The organism is Paramylibacter ulvae, from assembly GCF_014652655.1.
Classification (GTDB): domain Bacteria; phylum Pseudomonadota; class Alphaproteobacteria; order Rhodobacterales; family Rhodobacteraceae; genus Amylibacter; species Amylibacter ulvae.
This window is the reverse complement of sequence record NZ_BMZF01000002.1, coordinates 226,043-249,110: the sequence shown is the minus strand read 5'-3', so window position 1 is coordinate 249,110 and position 23,068 is coordinate 226,043. Positions and strand designations below refer to the sequence as shown.

General features: G+C 48.0%; 21 protein-coding genes. 7 read left to right on the top strand and 14 right to left on the bottom strand.

Going from position 1 to position 23,068, the window contains the following annotated elements:
- Positions 1-20 precede the first annotated feature (20 nt).
- The 6 genes from IE094_RS05970 to IE094_RS05945 all read right to left on the bottom strand — a co-directional run bounded on the left by IE094_RS05970 (position 21) and on the right by IE094_RS05945 (position 8,364).
- Positions 21-794, bottom strand: coding sequence for a hypothetical protein (locus tag IE094_RS05970; protein WP_189639670.1), 774 nt, complete (start codon positions 792-794; stop codon positions 21-23).
- Positions 791-1,858, bottom strand: a complete 1,068-nt coding sequence (locus tag IE094_RS05965) for a GSCFA domain-containing protein (protein ID WP_229802090.1) — start codon at positions 1,856-1,858, stop codon at positions 791-793. The genes IE094_RS05970 and IE094_RS05965 overlap by 4 nt, the downstream gene beginning before the upstream one ends.
- A gap of 115 nt (positions 1,859-1,973) precedes the next feature.
- Positions 1,974-3,575 (bottom strand): M10 family metallopeptidase C-terminal domain-containing protein, encoded by a 1,602-nt coding sequence (locus tag IE094_RS05960; RefSeq protein ID WP_189639669.1) that lies wholly within the window; start codon positions 3,573-3,575, stop codon positions 1,974-1,976.
- A 148-nt stretch (positions 3,576-3,723) separates the two neighbouring features.
- A complete protein-coding gene (locus tag IE094_RS05955; protein WP_189639668.1) occupies positions 3,724-5,502 on the bottom strand; it encodes an acyl-CoA dehydrogenase family protein in 1,779 nt (592 codons plus the stop codon).
- 90 nt (positions 5,503-5,592) lie between these two features.
- Positions 5,593-6,828 (bottom strand): DUF1501 domain-containing protein, encoded by a 1,236-nt coding sequence (locus IE094_RS05950; protein ID WP_189639667.1) that lies wholly within the window; start codon positions 6,826-6,828, stop codon positions 5,593-5,595.
- A 3-nt stretch (positions 6,829-6,831) separates the two neighbouring features.
- Positions 6,832-8,364 (bottom strand): DUF1800 domain-containing protein, encoded by a 1,533-nt coding sequence (locus tag IE094_RS05945; protein WP_189639666.1) that lies wholly within the window; start codon positions 8,362-8,364, stop codon positions 6,832-6,834.
- Between IE094_RS05945 and mutS the strand changes: the two genes are divergently transcribed.
- Positions 8,349-11,006, top strand: coding sequence for a DNA mismatch repair protein MutS (gene mutS, locus IE094_RS05940; RefSeq protein ID WP_229802088.1), 2,658 nt, complete (start codon positions 8,349-8,351; stop codon positions 11,004-11,006). The genes IE094_RS05945 and mutS overlap by 16 nt on opposite strands.
- 34 nt (positions 11,007-11,040) lie before the next feature.
- On the opposite strand, the gene IE094_RS05935 is transcribed toward mutS, so the two are convergent.
- The 4 genes from IE094_RS05935 to IE094_RS05920 form a co-directional block, all read right to left on the bottom strand.
- Positions 11,041-11,412, bottom strand: a complete 372-nt coding sequence (locus tag IE094_RS05935) for a VOC family protein (protein WP_189639665.1) — start codon at positions 11,410-11,412, stop codon at positions 11,041-11,043.
- Between the two features lie 33 nt (positions 11,413-11,445).
- Positions 11,446-12,030, bottom strand: a complete 585-nt coding sequence (grpE, locus tag IE094_RS05930) for a nucleotide exchange factor GrpE (protein WP_189639664.1) — start codon at positions 12,028-12,030, stop codon at positions 11,446-11,448.
- A 3-nt stretch (positions 12,031-12,033) separates the two neighbouring features.
- Entirely contained in the window at positions 12,034-13,059 is a 1,026-nt protein-coding gene (gene hrcA / locus IE094_RS05925; RefSeq protein WP_189639814.1) for a heat-inducible transcriptional repressor HrcA, read from the bottom strand.
- Between the two features lie 91 nt (positions 13,060-13,150).
- On the bottom strand, positions 13,151-13,942 hold the full coding sequence (locus IE094_RS05920) for an ABC transporter permease (RefSeq protein ID WP_229802083.1): 792 nt from the start codon (positions 13,940-13,942) through the stop codon (positions 13,151-13,153).
- A 154-nt stretch (positions 13,943-14,096) separates the two neighbouring features.
- Here IE094_RS05920 and IE094_RS05915 point away from each other — a divergent pair, with 154 nt between their 5' ends.
- From IE094_RS05915 to IE094_RS05890, 6 genes are read left to right on the top strand one after another with little or no spacing between them, the layout of a single operon-like run.
- The gene (locus IE094_RS05915; RefSeq protein ID WP_229802082.1) at positions 14,097-15,266 is read left to right on the top strand and encodes a KpsE/RkpR family capsule polysaccharide export protein; all 1,170 of its coding nucleotides are present in this window, start codon (positions 14,097-14,099) and stop codon (positions 15,264-15,266) included.
- A gap of 1 nt (position 15,267) precedes the next feature.
- Positions 15,268-16,032, top strand: a complete 765-nt coding sequence (locus IE094_RS05910) for an ABC transporter ATP-binding protein (protein ID WP_189639662.1) — start codon at positions 15,268-15,270, stop codon at positions 16,030-16,032.
- Positions 16,033-16,041: 9 nt separating this feature from the next.
- On the top strand, positions 16,042-16,755 hold the full coding sequence (rph, locus tag IE094_RS05905; RefSeq protein WP_189639661.1) for a ribonuclease PH: 714 nt from the start codon (positions 16,042-16,044) through the stop codon (positions 16,753-16,755).
- Positions 16,755-17,366 (top strand): RdgB/HAM1 family non-canonical purine NTP pyrophosphatase, encoded by a 612-nt coding sequence (rdgB, locus tag IE094_RS05900; RefSeq protein ID WP_189639660.1) that lies wholly within the window; start codon positions 16,755-16,757, stop codon positions 17,364-17,366. The genes rph and rdgB overlap by 1 nt, the downstream gene beginning before the upstream one ends.
- Entirely contained in the window at positions 17,351-18,511 is a 1,161-nt protein-coding gene (hemW, locus tag IE094_RS05895; RefSeq protein WP_189639659.1) for a radical SAM family heme chaperone HemW, read from the top strand. The genes rdgB and hemW overlap by 16 nt, the downstream gene beginning before the upstream one ends.
- 9 nt (positions 18,512-18,520) lie before the next feature.
- Complete coding sequence (locus IE094_RS05890) at positions 18,521-18,874, top strand: YbaN family protein (RefSeq protein WP_189639658.1); 354 nt, start codon at positions 18,521-18,523, stop codon at positions 18,872-18,874.
- Here IE094_RS05890 and IE094_RS05885 read toward each other — a convergent pair.
- Genes IE094_RS05885 through mnmG form a run of 4 tightly spaced genes read right to left on the bottom strand, consistent with a single transcriptional unit; the run spans position 18,871 to position 23,059 of the window.
- The gene (locus tag IE094_RS05885; protein ID WP_189639657.1) at positions 18,871-19,770 is read right to left on the bottom strand and encodes a ParB/RepB/Spo0J family partition protein; all 900 of its coding nucleotides are present in this window, start codon (positions 19,768-19,770) and stop codon (positions 18,871-18,873) included. The genes IE094_RS05890 and IE094_RS05885 overlap by 4 nt on opposite strands.
- Before the next feature lie 27 nt (positions 19,771-19,797).
- Entirely contained in the window at positions 19,798-20,568 is a 771-nt protein-coding gene (locus IE094_RS05880) for a ParA family protein (protein ID WP_189639656.1), read from the bottom strand.
- Positions 20,565-21,197, bottom strand: a complete 633-nt coding sequence (rsmG, locus tag IE094_RS05875) for a 16S rRNA (guanine(527)-N(7))-methyltransferase RsmG (RefSeq protein ID WP_189639655.1) — start codon at positions 21,195-21,197, stop codon at positions 20,565-20,567. Before rsmG ends, IE094_RS05880 begins: the two co-directional genes overlap by 4 nt.
- Positions 21,194-23,059 (bottom strand): tRNA uridine-5-carboxymethylaminomethyl(34) synthesis enzyme MnmG, encoded by a 1,866-nt coding sequence (gene mnmG, locus IE094_RS05870; protein WP_189639654.1) that lies wholly within the window; start codon positions 23,057-23,059, stop codon positions 21,194-21,196. Before mnmG ends, rsmG begins: the two co-directional genes overlap by 4 nt.
- Between the last annotated feature and the right edge of the window lie 9 nt (positions 23,060-23,068).

The window sequence follows — 23,068 nt, the reverse complement described above, 5'->3', positions numbered from 1 at the left end:
CTAAACACCATCACGGATCGTTATTTCATCGTGCTTAACAAAGCGGACATATATAATGCACCATAATCACCGTTCATATGGCTTTTCTCATTTTTGCCATGGCTTAGTTTTTTTGGGTTCGCGATTTTTAGTGGCTTTTTACCCAACGCAATACGCTTTTCATTCCGTTTTTTCTTTTCTTCGATTACATCGTTGAGTTGCGCAGAACGTAAACGCGCAGAAGATTTCGCATATTTTTCAACCGTCGAAAATTCAGAACTTCGCGTTTTAACGGGCTGTGAAACCACAGTTACAGAATGTTCTTGCGCAACCTTTTGAACGGCATCGATACGTTGGGCATAACTAAGCGACATTGATTTAAACTCTTTGACGAATGCCTTGGACTGTGCGCGCAATGGATTGTGGCCCAGATAAATTGGTTTGTCGGTCGCGGAGCGCAACAGTTTTGCCAAGTTTCCGCCAACAGTGTTTTCAAAACTATCCGAAGCGATGGTTGATTGAACTGCGGTTGAAGTACGCTTATCCACTGGAAAAATCTTCCAGCCCCCGACAATGAAAAATGCATCATATTGTTCAGGGTCAATTGCCGATACACCGTTTGAAAATTGTTCCAATCGACGCGCCAACACGTCATTGGTCGGAACCAATTTTCCATCTTTCAATTCCATATCCTGCAACGCTTCACGAGCCGCAGCAAAAAATGTAATTTCGACGTCTTTGTGCTTTTTTGAAATTGAATCCCAGCCCAATTTCAATGCACCAATGTGGCTATTACCAATTGCGGCGATCTTCATTTTTTGTCTCCGAAAGCGGCCAATAGTTCTTCTTCGCAAACCAATTCGTTTGCTTCTTCTTTGCGTTTTGCGGCGCGCTGTGTGCGTTCGGCTTTGTCTGCTTTGATTTTTTCAACATCAATACCAAGCCCTGCAAAGAAATTTGCCATCACATGATCAACACCACGTTGTTCTACGCTGCGAAGGTTTTGCGCAAAAAATTCACCGCGAAACGGAAAGCTACTGATGATTTCATAAGACGGGAAATAATCAACATTGCGACGATTGGTTGCAATATCACCTGCAACCGCTCGTAGTATCGATTTTGAATGCATCGTTGCGACCAGAACATGATTTCCAGACATGGTTGCGGTTAACGGAACAGGTGAAACCGTCAACAAGAACCGCAACGCGCGATTTGCTTCTTTCATCAGTTTCAGCGCATCCGTCAAATTTTTGTGGATCAACTTGTAATCCTGATTCACAAAAGTATGTTCCTTTTCATCAAAATCACCGGCAACCGTACCTGGGCACATTGGATATTCATATCCACCTGATTTATTGATCCAGCTTTCGGTTAAGCCCAATGTGAACACAAATATTTTTGAATCAACAATCGCGGCTTTGAATGCCTCGATACACATGTCACGCGATGCAATCATTTCATCAACACTGGCAAAACCGTTTGGCTCTACACGTGGGCGGAACGGGTCATAAATGCGCCCATCTTTTTCCCAATATTCCGCTGGTGGTTTTTCCTTGCCCAGCGCCCATTTTGTCCACTGTAACAAAAGCGATGTCGTGTAAATATTGCCAGTACGGCAAGTAAAAACACCATAATTATACAATAGTGCGTTTTCATCGGACAAACCGTCAGGTGTCGGTTCCGTATTGTTCCAGCGAAACCCGTTTTTGGTGAGCGCTTTGCTAAAGTGTTGCGCGAAGCACGATCCAAATGTTGCAACTTTGCTGCTTGGTTTAATCGGGAATTTTGGGGACCAAAGCTCGGATATTTCGAGCATGTCACGTTTGCCAACTGCGGGCGCCCAAAACGCCCTTTGATCTAGGTTTTGATACGGGTTCATAATGCTTCCTATCTGGATGCTCACTTAGTTAATTACTTAAATCCAGATTTAAACGATCTCGTACTAAAAAGAAAAGCACCATTCCTTCTACTTTGGGTTATTCACACAACTAACCTTACGGACTGGCGGTGAACACATCGTCGGATAGTTCCGCAATGGTTATCGCATCTACCGTTAAGATGTCTCTGTTTCCAAAATTAAAAACCACATTCCCGTCAACTTCAGCGGCGTAATCCCATACATTACCAACCGCGATGTCGCTAAGATCGAGCAAATCGATATCATTTTGGAAATCGAAAATCTGATCATTGTTATCACCAGTTTGGTAAATAAATTCGTCAGCGCCTGATCCTCCAAAATATTGGTCACGCCCTCCAGCCCCACCATATATTATGTCATCACCAGATCCGCCGTATAAAACATCACGCCCAGATCCGCCGTAAATGATGTTATTTCCCAATTCACCATCCAGAATGTCTGCACCGTTCCCACCAAAAATGGTATCATCATCTTGTCCGCCACGAATGTCGTCACGCCCGCCTTCACCCCACATGGTGTCGTCTCCGGTTCCGCCATAAATGGTATCACTTCGTGAATTGCCGTTTAAATAATCGCTCCCTGCGCCACCAAACAGTTCATCACCACCCGCAGCTGTTTCGATAATATCATCGCCATCACCACCTTCGACGATGTCAGATCCTGAACCGCCAAAAATGAAATCATCACCATCCCCAGCGTAAACGACGTCATGGCCATCTTGCGCGTAAATGGTATCGTTTCCTTCAAGACTATAAATCGTGTCATAGCCTGTATTGGCCCGAATATAATTATCGGCCTCATTGCCAGTAACCGTATCGTTGCCGCGCCCAAGATAGAGATTTTCAATCACCGTATCGGTGAAAATCACCATATTGCCAACCAAACCATAAACATCCGAGATACCACCACCGCGCATATCAATATTTTGATCCGCAGCCGTATTGATCAAACGCAATGTATCAATGCCGCCGTCATCAATAATGGTAAATGTAACAGGGCCGCTGGCATCAATGATGTCGTCATAATAATTGCCAGCATTCCCATTTTCACCATATGTGGTGTTGCCGGTGCGGATTGTATTGCTGTCGCCGTATAACAATTGTGCTGCGTGAATATCCGCGATCATCGGCGTCACAACAAATGCGCGAGTGGCGTCGATATATGTATTTTGGGTCTGTGAAAAATACGACATGACCGTCATCTGCCAGCTGTCGTTCAAAAACTCTGCGTGAGTTTCATATGTGGTACCACCACTTTCATAGTGCCCTGGATGCGCAATACCCAATGCATGTCCAATTTCATGGATATAGGTTTGAAACCCATAATCACCGATACCGCTGCCGTAAGTATCGATCCAAGATTGATCAACATGCACAAATCCCGATAAGATATAACCGCCCGATGATGACCACCCGCCAACTGGCCCGCCCGAAGTATCGGAAAAATCCAGTTGCGCCGCGCTAGCAGAGTTTACAAACGTAAATTCAATCCCCGTCACACTTGTCCAAGCTCCCAATGCCAACATTGCCACTTGTTGTGATTCATTGCTCATCCCAGAAATGTGAACGCTAATGGAATCGCCGGCACTCACATTCCATCGAACAGGCGTTGCCGCACTATCCCAACCTTCATCAATAATAAATTCTGCAACTTCGATCGGCGTCCATTCAGTAATCATATTCAATTTTCCCGTTTGTTGGCAATCACGTGGGTTTACTATTATTTATAACTTTGCTTGGGGCAAGCATTGCATACAATTATGGCGTGATTGGGCCAAATAAAAAGGCGCGAAAACATCGCGCCATTTTAGTGGTTATAGAACATTATTACAAAATTTCGGGTGCCATCGCTTCGATTGATGCGCCACCGTCAAATACGATATTCGCGTATTTTTCGACCTCTGGTAGCGTGTGTTTTGCAAACACTTGCGCAAGCGAGATTTTGGCATCAAGGAATGTTTGATCCCATGTGCCAGAATTCATCGCATCCTTTGCTGCAATTGCGGATTTCACGCTCATCCAGCCACCCGTTAATGTTCCCATCATCATCAGATACGGCACAGAAATTGCCGCCGCTTCACGTTGAGACAGGGTGTTTGACAGGATAAATTCAACCGCGCGTTGGGCTGTTTTGGTACCGCGCAAAACATCCGCCGCCGCATTGGCGATATTCGCATCGTCAACTTTGCTCGCGGTTTCTGCATCGGTTTTGATTTCGGCCAACAATGAATTCACGGCCTTGCCACCATCGCGTAGCGTTTTGCGGAACATCAAGTCATTGGCCTGAATTGCAGTTGTGCCCTCGTAGATCGGCAAAATACGCGCATCACGATAATGCTGTGCCGCACCAGTTTCTTCGATAAAGCCCATACCGCCATGCACCTGAACCGCATCAGATGTTAGGTTCAACGAACGTTCGGTTAACCAACCCTTGATGATTGGCACCATCAATGATGAACGCTCTGCCCAGAATGCCTTGTCATCGCCCGTTTCATAATGTGCACGATCCAATGCCGCCGCGCCGTATAGTGACATGCCGCGCTGGCCTTCGATTTCGGCGCGCATTGTTGCCAACAAACGCATGACGTCGGGATGGTGATCGATGGTGTCTTTTTCATTGCGATCCAACGGGCGGCCCTGCACACGTTCGCTTGCGTATTCTTTCGCCTGATAAAACGCACGATTGGAAATGGACAGCCCTTGGATACCCACGCCAAAACGGGCGTGGTTCATCATGCCAAACATGATTTTCAAACCTTGGTTTTCTTCGCCAACCAAATACCCGATTGCGCCTTTGTCTTCGCCAAATTGCAACACTGCTGTTGGGGATCCGTTGATACCCAGTTTATGTTCGATGGAAACACATTTCACATCATTGCGTTCACCAAGGCTCCCATCGTCATTGACCAAGAATTTTGGTACGATAAATACGGAAATGCCGTTAACGCCTTCGGGCGCACCTTCGGCACGGGCCAAAACCAGATGCACAATGTTTTCAGCCATGTCATGTTCACCATAGGTGATGAAAATTTTCTGACCTTTGATGCGATAATGATCGCCTTCTTTCACAGCCGTCGATTTGATCGCGGCCAAATCCGTGCCTGCCTGTGGTTCGGTCAGGTTCATCGTACCTGTCCAACGACCCTCTGCCATTGGCGGAAGGAATTTTTCTTTTTGCTCTTGGCTTGCGGATACTGTCAACGCATGTGTCAAACCTTGGGTAAGCAAGTGACACAAAGAAAACCCCATATTCGCCGAATGAAACATTTCGCCAACAGCCGCGGAAATTAAATGTGGCAATGCTTGGCCGCCGAATTCTTCGGCGATTTCGATGCCGTACCACCCACCCGCGGACAGCGCATCATGTGCTTTTTTGAATCCATCCGGCGTTTGAACGGTAAAATCGGAATTCCACTTTGATCCTTGAATATCGCCTGAATTATTGCACGGTGCCAATTCTTCGCGTGCGATTTTTGCCGCTTCGCTTAATACCGCGTCAACCAGATCGGGGGATACATCAGCAAAGGCATCAAGATGGCTGATTTGATCCAGCCCAATCGTGTGCTGGATGGCAAATCGCAAGTCATTTTCGGATGGATCGTACATGGTCTATTCCTTTGGGATTATTCAAATTTGCACATTTATCCGACAGTGCGTTTCAAAAAGAAACAATTACGCAGCGGACTTTGCAAAAGGTTATAGAATAAACCGCGGATCATCCACAATATCAAGTCCCGGAAACACCACGCGCTCCAAATCATTTGGCGCAATTCCAAATAAATGGCGCATTGCAATCGCGCCATAGCTGCGCACATCCGCTGTGGGCATTAAATCGCGATTGTTGAACAGGTTTTCATCCGCAAGCCCCGGCCATTTTCCATAAACCTTTCCACCGCGAATTGCGCCCCCCGCCATTAACATCGCACCACCCGTGCCGTGATCGGTTCCCTGTGTTCCGTTTTGGCGCACGGTGCGGCCAAATTCGGTCATGCACAGCACGGCCGTTTTATCCCAATTTGCGCCTAACTTTTCGCGCAATGTCAAAATCGCTGTGCTCAGTTGAGACAACGGTTTTTGAATAATAACCTTTTGATTGCGATGCGTATCCCATCCACCAATTGAAAACGCAGCGATGCGGCTGTCTTCGTTCAAACGATCGGCGGCAAATTCCGCCAATGCACCTGCGCGTTTTGCCAGTTTAATCGCTTGATTATTCGCTTTCATCTGGTCTTGCATGCTGTCCATTTCGTCCATCATGCCATCCATATCACCAATGGCCATCAAATCTTCGGTCAATTCAATCGCCACCTCTGCGGATGCGTGGAACAGCGGGTCGGATTCATACATGCGGTTTAACAATAATTGCCCTTGGGCAGACATCAACAAACTCCGCCCTGGCGCCCAAGATGCGTGTGGCGCGTCGCCTTGCAATAACAACAAATCATCCTGCCCAACGGCATATGCCGTTTCGGTTTCGACGTTTGGCACCAGCGTTAACATACGGTTCAACCAACCGCTGGTTCCCATGCGGCGGCGCTCATCCAAACTGGCATAACCTGCTTCTAATAAATCCTGCCCGTCAAAATGGCTGCGTTTATTGCGGTATGGCGTGGAAACAGAATGGGCAAAGGCAAGCTGTCCTTGATCCCACAACGGGGAAAGATCGCTCAAACCGCCGTGCATTCCATAAAAACCATCCAAATCAATTGCATCGGTTTTTGCCAAATCGGGGCGATGTTGCGCAAACATTTTATCCCCATAGGGACGCACAACATCCAACCCATCCATCGCTCCGCGCAACACAATCACAACCAAGCGATTGTCCCACGGTGTGGATGCAAATGTAACGGGGGTTACCAGCGGGCTTGCCGCTGCGGAACAGCCCAGCGCCGCAGTGTTTAACAAAAACTTGCGTCTGGTTTGATCGTTCATCGCTTATCTCCTGTTAAAATCAGGAGAGGCAAGAATTAGTGCCAATCCTTCGATCTTGGATTCTGCACGCGCCGCCGCCAAATGAATGTCTTTGCTGGCATCTCGCCCAACCGCTTGCGTCACAAATGCGCGTGGATCGACATCCCCATCCATCGTTTCGGCCATTTGCATCGCAAATTGCACACGCCCTGCCAATCCCGCTGGTGTAATCCAGTGTTCGCCATCTTCTGGCCAACCATCGGGCCCATCAGGTTGCAAAAAATTTTGACCCATAAGGCGCATGGGGACATGTGTTTGTGAATTAAATCGCCCGCGTTTTAGTGCCAAGATACCTTGACCTGACCCACCCAATGCACGATGCACGGAGACCACAAAATCAAACGGCTGTTTCACCTTGGCACGCGGCGTTTCCCACGCCGATGTATGAGATAACATCGCGCTGTAAATTTCGTGCAGGTTACCGTCACTAGCCAAGTATTTATCTGCCATATGTTCAATCAAATCTTCAGATGGCATATCTGAAATAAAATGAACCGCTAGTTTTCGCGCCAAATGTTTAGCCGTTATCGGATTCACTGAAATATCGCGCAAAAACTGTTTAATATGGCGAAGCTCTTCTTCCTCCCCGCCATATGATTTACCCAGAATATATTCCGTTCCTGGCTCTGCAAACACAGGGTTATATCGCACACCCTTGGCATTCACCCGCAATCCTGTCAGCAATTCCGCCAATTCACGCACATCCGTTTGTGAATACCCACCACCCACACCCATGGTGTGTAGCTCTAACATTTCACGTGCTAAATTTTCATTTAGCCCCTTATTTTTACGCTTTTGCGCAAAATCGCTATTGGGGCCGATTGAACTGCTTTGATCCAGATATTCCAACATCGCAGGGTGTAAATTAACAGCCATCAACATGTCGCTAAATTTCCCCGAAAGGTTGGGGCGGATTGCGGAATCTATCATTGTCGGCATCAATACGCCCAGCTTGCGACCGCGCGCCGACACCGAAAAATGATCTGTCCAAAACCACGACAACCGTTCGCGAAATCCGTCCGTGCTATCAACCGCGCGCGCAAATAGATTTCGATATGTCTGCTGTGAAAGTTGGCGAACAATCTTTTTTTGTGACTTAACCATCGCGGCCCCATCGGCCGCTCCGGTTTTTTCAACTTTTCGCGCCGCCGCAAAATCGGACAGCGCGTTTAATCCTTGATCGGTCGAATACAGTGGGAACTTTATCGCAAATGTATCCACCCCGTTCAACTGAGCCAGAACAGAGCTTAGGTCTTGTGGGTTTGGTTGATTTGGCGACAAACCAAATCCAAAACGAATTGCAGCCTGTTCATCAATTTGCAAAACCATCACTCCTAATGTTTCGCGATACATAAGCATTATACGAAACAAATTCATCTGTCCGTCGAAATTTCGCGCCATATGGTTGCGAAACCCCACCCGAAAAACCGCTTTTCGCGGCGCAGCAGTTTGGGTATCGTCACGCGAAACACTATTGGGGAATGTTTGTGTCTGCATCGAAATCAACCGTCACACCAATGATGGCGCAATTTTTGGAAATCAAATCTGAATATCCTGATGCGCTATTGTTTTATCGCATGGGTGATTTTTACGAAATGTTTTTCGATGATGCTGTTCACGCGGCCGAAGCATTGGACATCGCACTCACAAAACGCGGCAAACATAATGGCGATGATATCCCAATGTGTGGCGTTCCACATCATGCCGCTGAGGGGTATTTTTTAACTCTGATCCGAAAGGGTTTTCGCGTTGCCGTTTGTGAACAACTGGAATCACCAGAAGAGGCGAAAAAACGCGGTTACAAATCTGTTGTGAAACGCGGTGTTGTGCGGCTCGTGACGCCTGGTACCTTGACCGAAGACAGCCTCTTGAATGCGCGTCATCATAACTATCTTTGCGCCTGTACAGAGGTGCGTGGTGAATTTGCACTGGCATGGACCGATGTTTCGACAGGTGATTTTTTGGTGCAAAGTTGTCCGCGCATTGCGCTTGGGCCATTGCTCGCACGCCTTGCCCCAAAGGAAGTGTTGATCACCGATGCATTGGGCCAAGAATTGCACGAAATCATAGAAGACGCAGGTGCTGCGATCACTGAACTTTCACCCGCGAGCTTTGATAGCACAGCGGGAACTGATCGTTTGCAAAAACAATTCGGTGTTAAATCATTGGATGGGTTTGGCCAATTTGCCCGCGCTGAACTGGGTGCGCTTGGCGCAATCGTCGATTACCTTGCCATCACGCAAAAAGGCAAATTACCCTTACTGCGCCCGCCAATCAAAGAAAGCGCAAATACCGCGATGCAGATTGACGCCGCAACACGGCGCAATTTGGAAATCACGCACAATTTGTCCGGTGGTCGCGATTCAACGTTGCTGCGCACGATTGACCGCACTGTCACAGGCGGTGGAGCACGTTTGCTGGAACGCCGATTGACCGCACCTTCCACCAATATCACCACGATAAATGCACGCCTTGATGCCGTTGGCTTTTTTACACAAGCCACCACCGCGAAAGACATCGCTCGTGACGCATTGAAACAAACACCAGATATGGATCGTGCATTATCACGCATATCCCTCGATCGCGCGGGCCCACGTGATTTATCCGCCATTCAAAAGGGTTTGGAACAGGGCGCACAACTGGCAAACGCTTTGTGTGCAGATGAATTGCCACAAAACCTGATTGATGCTTGCAATGATTTGCAAGGTCACGACGAACTGTTCAACGCACTTGGCGCGGCACTTGTACTTGAACCACCGCTATTGGCACGCGACGGTGGGTTTGTTGCCGATGGATATAACGGTGAACTCGATGAAGCTCGCAAACTTCGCGATGAAGGGCGCAAGGTTATTTCAGCACATCAAGCGGAATACAGTACCTTAACTGGGATCAATGCCCTAAAAATCAAACACAACAATGTTCTTGGGTATTTCATTGAAACGCCAGCAACCCACGCGTCAAAAATGCTGAGTGATAAATTTTCGGACAAATTCATTCACCGTCAAACAACAGCAAACGCCGTTCGATTTACCACGGTTGAATTATCAGAGCTCGAAACCAAAATTTTGAATGCGGGTGGTCGTGCATTAGAAATTGAAAAACAAATATTTACACAACTTTGTTCATCCATATTGGAACAATCTGATACGGTATCCGTTGCCGCCAAGGCTTTGGCTGAAATTGATCTTTCTTCCGCACTTGCCGATTTGGCAAATGGCGACGATTGGGTACGCCCGAAACTATTAAATGATCGCACGTTCAACATCGTTTCTGGCCGCCACCCCGTTGTTGAATCCGCGTTGCGGCGCGATGGTAACCATGCGTTCGTGGCCAATGATTGTGATCTAAGTGCTGATGGCACCGATGCAAAGCCCGCTTGGCTGTTAACGGGTCCAAACATGGCGGGTAAATCGACATTCCTGCGCCAAAACGCGTTAATCGCATTGCTTGCCCAAATGGGAAGTTTTGTGCCCGCAGCAAGCGCCGAGATCGGAGTTGTAACGCAATTATTTAGCCGCGTTGGCGCATCGGATGATCTTGCCCGCGGGCGTTCCACATTCATGGTTGAAATGGTTGAAACCGCCGCGATCCTGAACCAAGCAAACGATGGCGCCTTGGTTATATTGGATGAAATTGGTCGCGGTACGGCCACTTATGATGGGTTGTCAATTGCGTGGGCTACATTGGAACACCTGCATGACGTAAACAAGTGCCGAACATTATTTGCAACGCATTATCATGAACTTACAGGTCTTACTTCACAGCTTTCTGGTCTTATGAACGCCACCGTATCTGTGCGCGAATGGGAAGGTGACATCATTTTCCTTCACGAGGTAAAACGCGGTGCTGCTGATCGTTCATATGGTGTACAGGTTGCCAAACTAGCTGGATTGCCTGCTGCCGTTATTGAACGCGCGCGATCAGTATTGGAAAAACTCGAAGACGGTGCTGCATCTGGCGGCGGCAAAACACAGTCATTGCTGGATGAATTGCCATTGTTCAACGCCACCCCAACACCAGCACAGCCAGCAGCAAAAGAATCCGAAATCGAAAATGCGATACGTGATATTTTGCCAGACGAACTAACGCCCAAAGATGCACTTGCTCTGATTTACGAACTACGTGGCAAACTGGATTAAACCCCAGCCTTCATTTTGTTCAAATAACCAAAAACTACAATCCCGGACCAGCCGTGCCAGGCGTTAAATCTTGACCAAAACACATCCGATTACCGTCCAGATCAATCACTTCTAAATCGCGACAGCCATAAACCTGATCCACTAATTCGCGTGCAAGTTCAATACCATTTCCTTGAATATGATCCGAAAACGCATTGATATCATTGACATAAAAATACGAAACCCAGTTTTCACCAGATCCACGTGCATCCGTATCACGCATCAATCCAACGGTAATCGTATCCAAATGAACGATGGCAAAATTTACGCTGCCATCGTCGTTATTCCAGTGTCCCGCAATATCAAATCCCATTCCCGCGAAAAAATCAGCAGATTTCAAAACATCCTTTACGGATAATATCGGCATTGATCTTTGGCCTTGGGACATGATTTCGCTCGCTTAAGTTGGTGATCCTGATGATACGCCAACTTGTGCAGGGCGCAAAAGTTTTTCTGCGATCATGAAACCTTCGTTCATCACCTGTGCAACGCAACCTTTGTCCACACCAGGGACGGGGGCTTCGTACATTGCTTCGTGAATTTCGGGGTTAAATTTTACGCCGACTTCTGGAACGATTGGCACGATTTGATGTTTTGCAAATACGCTGATCAATTCACGTTGAGTTAATTCGATACCCTCAAACAAACCTTTGTTTGCTGCACGCTGTTCGTCTGTCGCATGTTCCAATGCGCGTTTCATATTGTCGTACACAGGCAATAAATCACGGCCCAGCTTGCGCCCGCCATAAATTTCCGCATCACGGCGATCACGTTCGCCGCGTTTGCGTTGGTTTTCTGCCTCTGCCATTGCGCGCATCAAACGATCCTTTAGGTCTTCGTTTTCTGTTTGCAACGCAACAACTGCATCGTCATCGGTTTCTTCTTTTGGTTCCGCAATCGGTTCGGCGTCTTCGTCCAAAAACCGTTCCAAATCTTTCATTTCTTCGTCCAAATCAATCTTTGGTTTGCCGTTTGTATCCGCCATGTTTCAGCCTCTTAACATGCGCCCAACCAATTGGGCCGTATAATCCACAATGGGCACGATCCGCCCATAGTTCAACCGCGTGGGGCCAATTACGCCGACCGCACCGATCACTTTTCGATCAGCATCCATATACGGTGAAACCACCAATGACGACCCCGAAAGTGAAAAGAGTTTGTTTTCAGAGCCAATAAATATTTTCACCCCATCACCCGCATCCGTAAGATCCAAAAACTGGGCGATATCTTTCTTGGCTTCTAGATCGTCAAACAACTGGCGAATGCGCGCCATATCTTCTTCGCTTCCAGCATCAGTTAACAAGTTCGAACGACCACGTACGATCAATCGTTCCTCGTTATTTGCATCCTTACTCCAGACCGCAACGCCAGCGGTGATCAGATTTTGCGCCAGCGCATCCAATTCAGATCGACGCGCCGATATTTCACGTTCAACAATTGATTTCAGTTCGCGCACGGTATGCCCAGCCACCATCGCATTCAAAAAATTTGCAGCCTCGCGCATTGCTGATGGTGTTTGGCCAATAGGGGGCGTGAATACGCGATTTTCCACATGCCCATCTTCGGTTACCAAAACGACCAATGCACGATCAGGGGCAAGGCTGACAAATTCGATGTGCTTTATTGGTGATTCTGTTTTTGGCGCCATCACCACCGAAGCGGTGTGCGTAAGACCAGATAACAATGATCCGGCATGATCCAATAGGGATGAAATTTCGCTTTCATCTGACATCTGTTTATCAATTTCACGCCGCTGCGCACCACCCAGATCGCCGACCTCCATGAACCCGTCAACAAACAGACGCAGGCCAAGTTGTGTTGGGATGCGCCCGGCACTAATATGAGGGCTGTTTAACAAACCCAGATGTTCCAAATCCTGCATCACATTGCGGATGGTGGCAGCGGACACTTTTTCAGACAAGCTCCGCGTTAACGTGCGCGATCCAACAGGGTCGCCCGTTTCCAAATAAGATTCCACCAACAAGCGAAAAACTTCGCGGCTGCGATCTGTCATATCATTGGTTGGGTTCGTCGTGTTCACGTCAAATACCACATGGTTTATGCCTTACGTTCCTAAAAACTCCGTGCGCATTGGTCAATCTGGATTAACTGCGCATTTGTTTTCGAAACAGGAACAGGAAAAACAAACCAACAGCAAAACAAGTTAATCCAAACCCCATCACATAGGAAACCGAAATGTGATCAGCAGTATAGGTTGGGTAAAATCCTTTGCGCACCATACCTGTCACATGCGTAAGTGGATTGATCAAAAGATATTTTTGATATTCTGATGGCACATCTTCGACAATATACAAAACCGCCGACAAAAACACCAACGGGCGGGTCACAATGCGCCATAGGTTTTCCCAATTAGGCACATATACAAAAAGAAATATATTCAGCGTTCCAACGCCAAGCCCCATAATGGTGGCCATCAAAACACCAAGAATCATATATTCATATTGATGAACTGTATGCGTCACATACAGCCACTCGATTGCTGTAATCAGAAAATAGAATACTGTTACCAATATCGCCAAATTTACAAACAACCGTGCGAAAATAGCATCTGTAAATTTTACACGTGAATAAGACAAAAGCCGTTTGGAAAATGACAAAGAGTTAGCGATTTTAAGTTGAACCTGAGAATACACATAAAACGGTAAATAGCCTGAAGCGTAAAATATCGCAAAATTTGAGCCCAACGACGGCGACTTTAGCGCCAAAGAGAATACAAACGTCAATAATGCGATGCTCAATACCGGTTCTGCGACCGCCCAAAAAAAATCACTTGGCGATTTACCATAGCTGGTCGCCATTTCACGCAACATCAAAGACAATATTGTCCGCGCAGATGCAAAGCGTTGCTTTTGAATTCCAAGTGCTTGTGATTTCATTTCGGTCAAGTTGGGGGTCTTTTCTCTTACATTGCTTAACTTTATTCCCTAAAACATGGTTTAACAACCTAAACTCCGAGCGATAAGCAACGAAAGCGTTATGTCAAATTCAAGCAGACAATCCACATCAAAAAACAAGATAACGAGTGAAAACATGAAGGAAAAAAACGACACGACAGCAGAGGCCGATTATTCGTCGATGCCAATCCCATCGGGAAGGTCGCGTTTCAAACTTCGTCATCTTTTTGTGCTTCTTTCATTTATTTTGTTTGTTGTCGCACCAGCCGCTATCTGTATCTGGTATTTCAGCGCGCGCGCTGCGGATCAATTTTCATCAACCGTCGGGTTTACCGTACGCCAAGAGGAAACATCGTCTGGCCTTGATATCCTTGGTGGCGTCGCATCACTTGGATCGTCTGGTACATCCGACACTGATATCTTGTTTGAATATATTCAAAGTCAAGAATTGGTGGCCAAGATCAACACATCACTTGACCTTAAGGCACTGTACAGCAAGCCCGACAATGACCCTGTGTTTTCGTTTGACCCGTCCGACCCAATCGAAGAATTGGTGCGTTACTGGTCGCGCATGGTGAAAATATACTACAATTCATCAACGCAATTAATTGAGCTTCAGGTGCTCGCATTTAGCCCAGAAGATGCGACGCGGATCGCACAAGAAATATTTGATGAATCAAGCCTGCTTATCAACCGGCTTAGTGCGATTGCGCAATCCGATGCCACCCGCTTTGCCAAGCTAGAGCTTGATAACGCTGTTGAGCGGCTTAAATCCGTACGCCAAATAATTTCCAAATTCCGATCGGATAATTTGATTGTCGATCCCAACGTAGATTTGCAAAGCCAGATGGGAATTCTATCTTCGTTGCAACAACAACTCGCAGAGGCATTAATCGAACAGGATCTGTTGGATAAAACCGCCAGTCGGCAGGACGCACGCAAAGATCAAATTTCACGCAAAATTGCCGCGATTGAGGCACGCATCGCACAAGAGCGCGCAAAACTGGGAGGAAGTGGGCCGGAAAACATGCGCTTTACCGATCTGTTAACAACCTACGAAGAAATGCGTGTGGATTTAGAATTTGCACAAACATCTTATGTCAGCGCATTGGCCACATATGATAGCGCGCTATCGGATGCTCGCCGCAAGAGCCGGTATTTGGCCGCATATATTGAACCAACCCAAGCTGAAACATCTCAGTTTCCAAAACGCACCACAATCACAGGAATGATCACATTTTTCCTCTTTCTCATTTGGTCCATTGGAACCTTGGTTTTTTACAGCGTTCGCGACCGCCAAGCATAGCATGATTGAAATCCGCAATCTGACAAAGGTATACCGCCTGAACGGCACATCACACAAAGTTGCCGACAATTTGTCCGTGACTTTCCCATCGAACAAAAGCGTCGCGCTGCTTGGTGCAAATGGCGCGGGGAAATCCAGCCTATTAAATATGATTTCGGGATCAGTTCACTATGATTCAGGGACGATCAAAAAAACAGGCGCTATTTCATGGCCCGTTGGTTACGCAGGCAGTTTTCACAAAGAACTAACTGGTGTGCAAAACGTCCGATTTTTGGCGCGGGTTTATGGTATTGATACTGATGACCTTATCGAATTTGTCCGCGATTTTGCAGAGCTGGGAAAACACTTTAATTTACCCCTAGAGTCATATTCATCAGGGATGCGTTCACGCTTGTCATTTGGTGTCTCTATGGGTGTAAAGTTCGACACATACTTGGTTGACGAGGTCATGGCAGTTGGTGATGCAAGGTTTAAAAACAAATGCCGGCTCGTGATGAAAGAGCGACTACAAGACAGCGGCGCAATTATTGTTTCACATTCCACGCGCCAAATATCAGAGCTATGCGATTCAGGTGCGGTGCTAAAAGATGGGAAGGTCACTTATTTCGAAGACGTTCAAGACGCCCTAGACTTGCACCATAAAAATATGGAACAAGCGGGCGAACGACGGAGCCGTATCGACCCAAAACAAAAACAGCTTCGTAAGGAAAACAAAAAACGCCGGCTTGAAGAAAAACTCGCAAGGTTAGCCGCCAAAAAAGATTAGGATTACATCATGCGCCCATCAGGCCGAAAAATTGACGAAATGCGCACCATTAGCGTTGAAACAGGTATCACCAAACACGCCGAAGGGTCTTGTTTGATCAAATGCGGTGATACTCATGTGCTATGCACCGCATCTGTCGAAGATCGCTTGCCGCCATGGTTGCGCAATTCTGGTCTGGGGTGGGTCACTGCGGAATATGGCATGCTGCCTCGTGCAACAGGTTCACGCAATCGCCGCGAAGCCGCAGCAGGAAAACAATCTGGCCGCACCCAAGAAATCCAGCGGTTAATCGGGCGTTCATTGCGTGCGGGTGTTGATCGTGTCGCATTGGGTGAACGCCAAATCACCGTTGATTGTGATGTCATTCAGGCTGATGGCGGCACACGCTGTGCATCAATCACAGGTGGTTGGATTGCGCTTCGCCTTGCGGTGGATGCCCTGATGAAAGCGGGCGATATCAAAGAAAACCCATTAACGGATCACGTCGCGGCGGTCTCTTGTGGTATCTATGGCGGTCAACCCGTGTTGGATTTGGATTACGCCGAAGATTCCGAAGCAGGCACAGATGCAAATTTTGTTATGACTGGGGCAGGCGGCATGATTGAAATCCAAGGCTCTGCGGAAGGTGCAACATTTAGCCGCTCTGAATTCGATCACCTTATGGATCTCGCTGAAAAAGGCGTTGCTGAATTGGTTGCCGCACAAAAGGCAGCAATCGCATAATGCGCAAGCTCACCGAAAAGAAAATCGTTCTCGCATCGCATAACGCGGGCAAGCTTCGCGAAATCGCGGCGTTGCTGGAACCTTTTGGTATTGATGTTGTTTCCGCTGGCGACCTGGGGTTCGATGAACCCGATGAAACCGAAGATACATTCGCAGGCAACGCACGGATCAAGGCGCATTACGCGGCAAAAAAATCTGGGCTCCCTGCATTATCCGACGACAGCGGAATCGCTGTTTCTGCCTTGGCTGGTGCACCTGGTGTTTACACCGCCGATTGGGCCGAAACCCCAAATGGCCGCGATTTTGTGATGGCCATGACCAAAACATGGGATTTGCTGGAAAAGGCAGACGCACCAAAACCGCGCACAGCACAATTTTGCTGCACCCTGTGTATCGCATGGCCAGATGGGCATGATGAGATTTTTGCAGGCACCGTTGATGGTTCGCTTACTTGGCCAATGCGCGGGGATCTTGGTTTTGGGTATGATCCGATATTCGTTCCTGATGGATTTACAGAAACCTTCGGCGAAATGGATCCTGCACAAAAACACAAGATGAGCCATCGCGCCGATGCTTTTGCGAAACTTGTTTCACAATGTCTGAACGCGTAATCACGCAAGATTGGCAAAACGCAGGTTTTGGCATTTATATACATTGGCCGTTTTGCGCTGCCAAATGCCCATATTGCGATTTCAATTCACATGTACGCAACAGTGTTGATCACGATCAATGGCTGGCGGCGTTAATTGGCGAACTGCGCCTTGCATCAATGCGCTCAAAAAATCGCACCGTTGATACAGTTTTCTTTGGTGGCGGCACGCCAAGTCTTATGCAACCACGGGTTGTTCAAAAACTCATCGAAACCATTGATACGCTTTGGGGGCTGTCACCCAACGTGGAAATCACGCTAGAGGCAAATCCAACATCTGTTGAAGCTGGCAAATTTGCGGATTTTTCCCGCGCAGGGATCAATCGCGTTTCAATGGGTGTTCAGGCATTAAATGACCCTGATCTAAAGCGGCTTGGCCGTATGCATTCCGTGGCAGAGGCAGAAGCCGCATTTGATATTGCCAAGACCCATTTCAAACGTGTGAGCTTTGATCTTATCTATGCCCGCCAAGACCAAACACTTGCCAATTGGGAAACCGAATTACGCCGTGCGCTCGATATGGCTGTTGATCATTTGTCATTATACCAACTGACAATTGAACCCCAAACCGCGTTTGGGAATTTGTTTGAGCGTGGCAAGTTACACGGGCTTCCCGCCGATGATACCGCCGCCGATATGTATGACATCACCCAAAAAATTTGCGCTGATGCGGGCATGCCAGCATACGAGGTTTCAAATCACGCAGCAGCGGGCCAAGAATCCCAACACAATTTGATCTACTGGCGATATGGCGATTACGTTGGCGTCGGTCCTGGCGCACATGGGCGGATCACCGTTGATGGAAAACGCATCGCCACTGTATCCATTCGCAACCCAGAGGCCTGGTTAAACGCAGATCAAAAAACCAGCGATGTGGAAATCATTTCAACCACCGATCAAGCATCCGAATATTTAATGATGTCGCTACGCCTGTCAGAAGGCAGCGACGTTGCACGGTTCAAAAACCTGTCGGGGCAACATTTGCCCGATGACGTCATCACCAATCATTGCGCCGATGGATTGCTCCGCCAAACCAACAGCCACATCATCGCAACGCAAAAGGGGCGGATCATTCTTAACGCTTTGCTTCGTGATCTTTTAGTTTAGACAGATACCATGAGAAATCTTTGGACATTGGCTGGGTTTGTAATGGTCGCGCTCGGTGCGATTGGTGCGGTATTGCCGTTGCTGCCCACCACGGTGTTCATGATTATGGCTGCGTTTTGTTTTGCCAAAGGTTCCGATCGCGCCCATGCGTGGTTAATGAACCACAGCATATTTGGAAAGGCGATCCAAGATTGGCAACGCAACGGGGCAATTGCGCCAAAATCAAAACGCATCGCAACCCTATCCATTGCAGCCGTGTTTTTGTTGTCGGTTTTCTTGGCGGTCAAAACCCCAATCCTGATATTACAGGCAGGGATTTTGGCATGTGTTCTGATTTTTATTTGGACACGGCCAAATCATTAACCGCGCTGCGACGACAAGATCGCACATAAACGATCCAGTTCATCAAGATCCTTGTAACTGATCGTCACCGAACCAGTTTCACCGCCAGTCTTGTGATCAATCGATATCTTCATCCCCAAATTAACCGACAGATCAGTTTCAAGTGCGCGTGTATCGCTATCCTTTGAGGGCGCAGAAAGTTTCAACGCGTTTTTTGGTTTTAAACCCTTTTTCGCCAACGCTTCCGCCTGACGCACCGACATGCTTTTCTTGATTATTTCGCGCGCCATTGCGCTTGCGTCATCATTGCCAACCAAGGCGCGCGCATGACCTGCCGACAATTGACCTTGGCGCAGATATGTCAACACATCCGCGGGCAAGTTCAACAAACGCAACACGTTCGCGATATGGCTTCTGCTTTTGCCAAGCGCGCTGGAAACTTGTTCTTGTGTATGGCCAAACGAATCCATCAAGGCACGATAGCCAAGCGCTTCTTCAACCGCATTCAAATCTGCACGTTGTACGTTTTCGATGATCGCCACTTCCAATACTTCGCGATCGGACATCTTGCGCACAAGAACAGGAATTTCATGAAGCTGCGCTTTTTGCGATGCACGCCAGCGACGTTCACCCGCAACGATTTGATAATCACCTTGGTGCAACGGATCATCACGCACGATGATCGGCTGGATCACGCCGCGCTCTGCAATCGACGCAGCTAGATTTTCCAATTCCTCGGGATCGAAATCGCGGCGCGGCTGATCTGGGTTTGGATGAATGCGTTCAATTGCAACACGCATTTCACCAACGCGTTGTGGCGGTGCGTTTTGAACATCTGATGCGGTTGCTGGCTCAATATCGGCCATTAATGCGCTTAACCCACGGCCAAGGCCTCTTTTTTCTGGTTTTTTAGACATTTATTCAACCTTTCCAATGGGTTAGTACTATTTTTGGCCTGCGAGAAATTCATGCGCCAGCGAAACATAGGCGCGCGCACCTTTTCCGTATTGATCATAATGCACGGCGGCCTGTCCATATGATGGTGCTTCTGAAATACGGACGTTTCGTGGAATAATCGCCTCATAAACCAAACCACCCAAATTTTCGCGGGCATCTTTTTCAACCTGTTGCGATAGCTTGTTCCGACGATCAAACATCGTCAGCAAAACGCCTTCTACCCGCAAGGTTGACCCCAAGCTTTCGCGCACATCTTTGATGGTCAGCAATAATTGCGATAGTCCTTCCAGCGCAAAAAACTCGGATTGCAGCGGTACCAATACCGTGTCACTCGCAACAAATGCATTTACCGTCAGCAACGACAATGATGGCGGGCAATCGATGAAAACATAATCAAAGTTTTCTTTGGCAAGGATTGGATCCTGTAGGGCCTTTTTCAGACGCATAACACGCGCCTTATCCTCGATCATTTCAATATCAGCAGAGCTAAGATCCGTTGTCGATGGCACCAAACACAGGTTATTCACCTGGGTCATCACTGTCGCTTTGGACAGGGGCTCATTGTCGACCAACACATCATAGAGCGTCAATTTGCGATCTGGCGCCAAGTGCCCCAACCCAGTTGATGCGTTACCTTGCGGATCAAGGTCGAGGATCAAAACCTTTTTCCCAAGATCCGCCAGCGCCACGGCAAGATTGATAGTGGTGGTAGTTTTCCCCACGCCACCTTTTTGGTTTGCGACAGAAATAATCTTCATTTTTGGGCAATCCCTGTTATTTTTACGATCCGCGCCTCTTGTTGGGTCACGCTTGGAAAAGTCTCGGCACTGAATGAATGACTCTGCCGTGCCGCTTCCAATTCTGTATCACAGCCTTGGCCTTTCAAAAACAAACAATTACCGTTTGAAGCTAAGATTTTGTCACAATAGGTCAGAAGCTGTGAAATCGACGCCAAGGCGCGTGCGGATACAACATCGAATTGCTGATTTTCGACGGCCTCTATGCGCTGTGTCAAAATGTGAACATCAACACCAACCGCTCTTGCGGTATTTCGCAAAAACGCACATTTACGTGCATCACTCTCAATGAGCGTTATCCGCAACTCTGGCCGTTTTTCGCTGGCAACAATAGCAAGAACCAGCCCAGGAAACCCGGCGCCAGAACCGATATCAGCCCAAGATGTAGTGGTTGACGGCACATGAGCCCATATTTGTGCCGAGTCCAAAAAGTGCCGTTGCCATTTTTCGCTCAGCGTCGTTTTTGACACCAAGTTGATTGTTGGGTTCCACTTTTCAAGCAACGTCGCATAGGTTTCCAATTTGCACATTGTTTCACGTGAAACATTTGTCAAAGATGTTATCAGTTCTTTCGCATCAGCCTCGCTCATGCACGTTTCTCCGCAACACCGCGGCGAAGACGCGCCAAAATCAAAACCAGCGCGGCAGGTGTCATGCCATCAATCCGACCAGCTTGGCCAACTGTTGCGGGGCGGGCGTGGGCAAGCTTGGTCTGTAACTCTTTTGACAGCCCAGAAATTCCAGCATATTCAAAATGATCTGGAATCGACATGTTTTCATCTTTGCGCAATGCCGCGACATCGGCCTTCTGGCGATCAATGTACTGCGCATATATTGCGTCGCGCTCAACTTGAACCGCTATATCCAGATCAATACCGGCTAGTTCTGGCCAAACCTTGGACAAGGATTGCAGTGTTACATCTTTGTAAGCAAGGAAATCATTCCCATTGCGCCGAACGCCGTCCTGATTAATCGCGATGCCGTTTTTCTTGGCTTCGGTTGGTGTCATCACCAACGCGCCTAACGTTTCTTTGGCATTTGTCAGTTTGTTCATTTTGGCGTCGAACGCCTTTTGGCGGGTATCCGAAACACAGCCCAATTCAATTCCAATCGGAGTCAGCCGCTGATCGGCATTATCAGCGCGCAAACTTAATCGATATTCAGCGCGGCTCGTAAACATGCGATATGGTTCCGAAACGCCGCGCGTAGTTAGATCGTCTATCATCACCCCGATATAGCTTTCCGCACGACTGAAAGTAATGGAATCCGCACCCTTGGCACGACGTGCAGCGTTTAATCCAGCCACCAGGCCTTGTGCCGCTGCTTCCTCATATCCTGTGGTTCCGTTGATCTGACCCGCAAGATATAGTCCCGAAACGTCTTTCAATTCCAACGTAGGGCGCAAAGCGCGCGGATCGACATAGTCATATTCAATCGCATAACCCGGCTGTAAGATCGTAACGTTTTCCAAACCCAGCATCGAATGTACATAATCATGCTGCACATCTTCGGGTAGGCTGGTTGAAATACCGTTTGGATAAACAGTGTGATCGCTCAAGCCCTCTGGCTCCAAAAACACCTGATGGCTGTCTTTATCAGCGAAACGCACGATTTTATCTTCGATGGATGGGCAATAGCGGGGGCCAACCCCATCAATGTGTCCGCCGTACATCGCACTGCGTGACAGGTTTTTTTCGATGATCTCGTGTGTTTTCGCGTTTGTATGCGTGATGCCACAAGAAATCTGTTTGGGGTGCTCGCCTTTTTTCGCCAAAAACGAAAACAGCGCAGGATCTTCATCTGGCCCTTGGCTTTCCAATATGTCCCAATTTATTGTACGCCCATCCAAACGCGGGGGTGTGCCCGTTTTTAATCGACCCATTGGAAGGTTAAAGCCATCCATCCGTTCCGCCAATTTGATCGACGCATCATCACCCATGCGACCACCAGAATGGCTTACATCGCCAATATGGATCAAACCGCGCAAGAATGTACCCGTTGTTAAAACAACTGCTGGCGCTGAAATTTGTGATCCATCACGCAGGACAACACCCTTACAAGTGTCAGAATCCATCATTAGATCCGCAACTTCGGCCTCGATGACATCCAAACCGTCACGATTTGTAAATTCGCGCTGCATTGCTGCACGGTATAATGCACGGTCCGCCTGGGTGCGTGGACCCTGTACCGCGGGACCTTTGCGGCGGTTAAGAAGTCGGAATTGAATGCCCGCCTGATCGGCCACTCGTCCCATGACGCCATCAAGCGCATCGATTTCGCGTACAAGGTGGCCTTTACCCAGACCGCCAATCGCTGGGTTACACGACATTTCGCCGATGCGGTCAAAACGGTGAGTGATCAACGCGGTGCGCGCGCCACTGCGCCAAGCAGCCTGAGCCGCGTCGGCACCTGCGTGACCGCCTCCGATAACGATGACATCAAAATGTTTCACGTGAAACAA

Bases quoted from the DNA above. Each gene is read 5' to 3' on its own strand.
- mutS (WP_229802088.1), top strand. From the start codon at position 8,349: ATGTTTGTGTCTGCATCGAAATCAACCGTCACACCAATGATGGCGCAA.
- IE094_RS05880 (WP_189639656.1), bottom strand. From the start codon at position 20,568: ATGAAGATTATTTCTGTCGCAAACCAAAAAGGTGGCGTGGGGAAAACT.
- rph (WP_189639661.1), top strand. From the start codon at position 16,042: ATGCGCCCATCAGGCCGAAAAATTGACGAAATGCGCACCATTAGCGTT.
- hrcA (WP_189639814.1), bottom strand. From the start codon at position 13,059: ATGACAGATCGCAGCCGCGAAGTTTTTCGCTTGTTGGTGGAATCTTAT.
- IE094_RS05960 (WP_189639669.1), bottom strand. From the start codon at position 3,575: ATGATTACTGAATGGACGCCGATCGAAGTTGCAGAATTTATTATTGAT.
- IE094_RS05920 (WP_229802083.1), bottom strand. From the start codon at position 13,942: ATGAAATCACAAGCACTTGGAATTCAAAAGCAACGCTTTGCATCTGCG.
- IE094_RS05890 (WP_189639658.1), top strand. From the start codon at position 18,521: ATGAGAAATCTTTGGACATTGGCTGGGTTTGTAATGGTCGCGCTCGGT.
- rsmG (WP_189639655.1), bottom strand. From the start codon at position 21,197: ATGAGCGAGGCTGATGCGAAAGAACTGATAACATCTTTGACAAATGTT.
- grpE (WP_189639664.1), bottom strand. From the start codon at position 12,030: ATGGCGGATACAAACGGCAAACCAAAGATTGATTTGGACGAAGAAATG.
- IE094_RS05965 (WP_229802090.1), bottom strand. From the start codon at position 1,858: ATGAACCCGTATCAAAACCTAGATCAAAGGGCGTTTTGGGCGCCCGCA.
- IE094_RS05910 (WP_189639662.1), top strand. From the start codon at position 15,268: ATGATTGAAATCCGCAATCTGACAAAGGTATACCGCCTGAACGGCACA.
- IE094_RS05950 (WP_189639667.1), bottom strand. From the start codon at position 6,828: ATGAACGATCAAACCAGACGCAAGTTTTTGTTAAACACTGCGGCGCTG.
- IE094_RS05970 (WP_189639670.1), bottom strand. From the start codon at position 794: ATGAAGATCGCCGCAATTGGTAATAGCCACATTGGTGCATTGAAATTG.
- IE094_RS05945 (WP_189639666.1), bottom strand. From the start codon at position 8,364: ATGCAGACACAAACATTCCCCAATAGTGTTTCGCGTGACGATACCCAA.
- rdgB (WP_189639660.1), top strand. From the start codon at position 16,755: ATGCGCAAGCTCACCGAAAAGAAAATCGTTCTCGCATCGCATAACGCG.
- IE094_RS05885 (WP_189639657.1), bottom strand. From the start codon at position 19,770: ATGTCTAAAAAACCAGAAAAAAGAGGCCTTGGCCGTGGGTTAAGCGCA.
- IE094_RS05955 (WP_189639668.1), bottom strand. From the start codon at position 5,502: ATGTACGATCCATCCGAAAATGACTTGCGATTTGCCATCCAGCACACG.
- IE094_RS05935 (WP_189639665.1), bottom strand. From the start codon at position 11,412: ATGCCGATATTATCCGTAAAGGATGTTTTGAAATCTGCTGATTTTTTC.
- IE094_RS05915 (WP_229802082.1), top strand. From the start codon at position 14,097: ATGAAGGAAAAAAACGACACGACAGCAGAGGCCGATTATTCGTCGATG.
- hemW (WP_189639659.1), top strand. From the start codon at position 17,351: ATGTCTGAACGCGTAATCACGCAAGATTGGCAAAACGCAGGTTTTGGC.